Consider the following 3,109-nt stretch of genomic DNA (forward strand, 5'->3'; position numbering starts at 1 on the left):
TCCGCTACCCGGCTCGCCCGCTGCTCCGGCGAGCATTCGAGCTCCGGAACAACGTCACGCCCTACGACGCCTGCTACGTAGCGCTCGCCGAGAGCCTCGACTGCCCGCTTTACACGGCCGACGCCCGCCTTGCGAAGACGCCCGGCCCGACATGCCGCATAGAGCTTATTAACTGACTGCTCATCTTGGCTGACTGCCCAGCTCGTACCGTTCACCGACATTGAACTCGTGGGATAACCCGGCCAGAGAGCCAAAGGCAGCGCGATCATACCTCTGGCGCGCTCCCGGAAGCCCAGGTCCCCAGGCCGCTATGGGGGTTCGAGTCCGAGGTTGCTCCCGGCCGGACAACCCCGCAACAGGCCGGGGCGGTGCTGGACGTGGTGGACTTTTCATCCAGGGCCTCGTCATGATGACTCGGCTTTCGCGGTTTTCATGATTGGTTTGGCATGCCTGATGTTCGACAGATGATCGGAAGACAGCCATCACCAAGGCAAACATGGGAAACGCCACGACAGTGAGCAGGCGGCGCACCCGACGCGACCGGACCGCCGCCGTCAGCTCCTCGACCGCCTCCCCACACGTGGTGTGCCGATCGGCCGGGACCACGGCCATGGCCTTGAGCAGAACCCGATTGACCGAGGCGGAGCCGATGACGGGATAGGGTCGGCACCGACTGGTCAAGCCTGAACCAGTTCAGGACTGGTACCGCGGCGAGCGGGCCAGCCTGTTGATCTCAGGCTGTGAGGTCGTCCGAGGAATTGTGATGTGGACGTGTCCCGTGGCATCGGGGAGGGCCACCAACCGGGAAGAGCATCCTCGGGCCTGAACGAAGTCTCGAATGTTGATCTCTATCGTAACACCGCGTTCCGGCTCAACAGCCCGTCGACGCGGCATTGCGGAGGCTGCGTCGATTCTCGACCGAACTGGAGGCAGCCGCGCGGCTGGGCGCCGTAGTGTCCCGGCCGGCCGAATTGCTGCCAGTGTCTTCGGCGTCGGAGCCTTTCATTGATCAACCACCAATGAAGACACCGGGCTATCCGCCGGTTCGTGCATTCACTTGTGAGGACGTCTGACCATGGATCCTGTCGGTATGAACGGCAGTGCACCTCATGGCTCACGGACACGAGCAGGCTACCGGCGATCGGCGGGGTCGAGCCGGGGCGAGGCGAGGCGCCAGGCCCTGCTCGATCGTGTCGCCGACGACCTCGCGGCCAACGGCCTGGTGGACTTCTCGCTTCGGCGCGCCGCGCGGGCGGCTGGCAGCACGCACAAAGTGCTTCTCTACTACTTCGATGGAGCCGAAGACCTGCTCACGCAGGCGATCCTTCGGCTGCGGGAGAGACGCATCGACAACGCCTTGGCCGCCATCACCGGCGGACCGGACCGTCAGACGTTGGCGGTGCGGGTACGCGCCGTGTGGCTCATCCTCATGGGAGAGGAGTCAGGGCTGCGGGTGCTCGACCAGGCCATCGGATTGGCGATGTACGACCCCCGGCGCTATGCGGAACTTGGGCGGGAGGCGTCCAAGCAGTATCTGCCCGCGCTCCTGTCCATCTGTCCGGAGGACTGGTCCGAGCAGCGGAAGCTCGAGGTCGCCGAAATGATCATGGCAATCCTACGCGGTTTCTTGGTGGACTGGCTGACCAGCGGGGACACAGCGGGAGTCAGCGCCGGGTTCGAGGCCTTGGTCCGTGCGCTGGACAGAGAAGAAGCCGCCGGGGAATAGCCGCCTGCCACCGCTGAGCGCGTAGCGCCAGAGCACCGTCGACGTCGCATGGACACGAAGTGAACCGCGTGGTTCACTTCGTCTTGGAAATGATTCCGGTCCATGCGGAGGTCGGTGTGCGGGTGTCTGTGGAGCGGGAGAAGGTTCGCTTCGTCAGCGGCGACACGGAGTGTGCCGCCTGGCGCTCCTTCCCGCGCCGCCACCTACCTGGTCATTCGCCAGCAAATCGCCTCGCCCCCGGCAACGCGGATGCCGCGCCGCACGGAGGTGGACGGGCATGAGCGAGATCGAGCTGTCCGCCGGGACAATCGACTACGAGGACACCGGCGGCGACGGCCCCGCAATCGTGCTGTTGCACGGGCTCATGATGGACGCCTCGCTATGGGACGGACCGATCGCCGATCTGTCCGTCGATCACCGATGCGTGGCACCCACGCTGCCGCTTGGGGCGCACCGTCACGCGATGCACGCCGGCGCCGACCTGTCGCTGCCCGGGATAGCTCGACTGGTCGCGGAGTTCCTTGACCGCCTCGATCTGCATGACGTCACCCTCGTCGGCAACGACACCGGTGGGGCGCTCGTCCAGCTGCTCATCCGCGACGGCGCCGCCCGTGTGGGACGGGTTGTGCTCGCCTCGTGCGAAGCGTTCGACAACTTCCCGCCAGGGCTGACAGGCAGGACACTCGCGCTCACCGGCAAGCTCTCGCCCCGGATGTTCGGGCTGTTCATGCAGCAGATGCGGCTCCGGCCGCTGCGGCGGCTCCCGATCGCATTCGGGTGGCTGACCATACGAGGGGACCCTGTCACCGCCCAGTGGATGAATCCGGTCATGAAGCAGCCTGAGATCCGCCGCGACGCCGTGCGAATGCTGCGGGCAGCAATGGCAGACACCCACCTCATGCTTGAGGCGGCCGAACACCTGCCGAGCTTCGATCGTCCCGCCCTCGTGGTCTGGGCAACCGGGGACCGCGTGATGCCACCCGAGCACGGCCGGCGCCTCGCCGAACTCCTCCCGCAAGGACGGCTGGTCGAGGTGGAAGACAGCTACACGCTCATCCCCCTGGACCAGCCGGCCAGAATCGCTCGGGTCATCCGGGAGTTCATCCAGGCAGCCGACAGAACCTAGCCCAGCCGTCGCGGTAGTGGATTGACCCCGCCGTCGACGGTCCCGCGGACTTCACAGCGGCAGGCAGGCGTGCCGCAGGGTCCACACCACGCCTCCTGCGCGCCCGGACGTCAGGCGCCCGTGCAGGAGGGTGGTGGACAGCGGTGGGACGTCGATGCGCCAGAACACCTCCGAAGGCGATCGCATCGCTGTGACCAGCGCGGCGCGGACGACCGCCGGATGCGTCACAACGATCATGCTTCCCGGCTCGGACGCCC

The 3,109-nt window shown here is 66.4% G+C and carries 3 protein-coding genes; 2 read left to right on the plus strand and 1 reads right to left on the minus strand.

The window, feature by feature from the left end:
• The first annotated feature begins 1,075 nt into the window (after positions 1-1,075).
• Both DD1DGNOD_RS17725 and DD1DGNOD_RS17730 read left to right on the plus strand, forming a co-directional pair.
• A complete protein-coding gene (locus DD1DGNOD_RS17725; RefSeq protein WP_206443268.1) occupies positions 1,076-1,726 on the plus strand; it encodes a hypothetical protein in 651 nt (216 codons plus the stop codon).
• 277 nt (positions 1,727-2,003) lie between these two features.
• The gene (locus DD1DGNOD_RS17730) at positions 2,004-2,852 is read left to right on the plus strand and encodes an alpha/beta fold hydrolase (RefSeq protein ID WP_131767577.1); all 849 of its coding nucleotides are present in this window, start codon (positions 2,004-2,006) and stop codon (positions 2,850-2,852) included.
• 51 nt (positions 2,853-2,903) lie between these two features.
• Here the strand turns inward: DD1DGNOD_RS17730 and DD1DGNOD_RS17735 are convergent.
• On the minus strand, positions 2,904-3,109 hold a 206-nt coding region (locus DD1DGNOD_RS17735; protein WP_165036832.1), incomplete at its 5' end, for a histidine phosphatase family protein.

Source organism: Candidatus Protofrankia californiensis (assembly GCF_900634765.1).
GTDB classification, from domain to species: Bacteria; Actinomycetota; Actinomycetes; order Frankiales; family Frankiaceae; genus Protofrankia; species Protofrankia californiensis.

Excerpts from the sequence above, each read along its gene's own strand:
- DD1DGNOD_RS17725 (WP_206443268.1), top strand. The coding sequence starts at position 1,076 with ATGGATCCTGTCGGTATGAACGGCAGTGCACCTCATGGCTCACGGACA.
- DD1DGNOD_RS17730 (WP_131767577.1), top strand. The coding sequence starts at position 2,004 with ATGAGCGAGATCGAGCTGTCCGCCGGGACAATCGACTACGAGGACACC.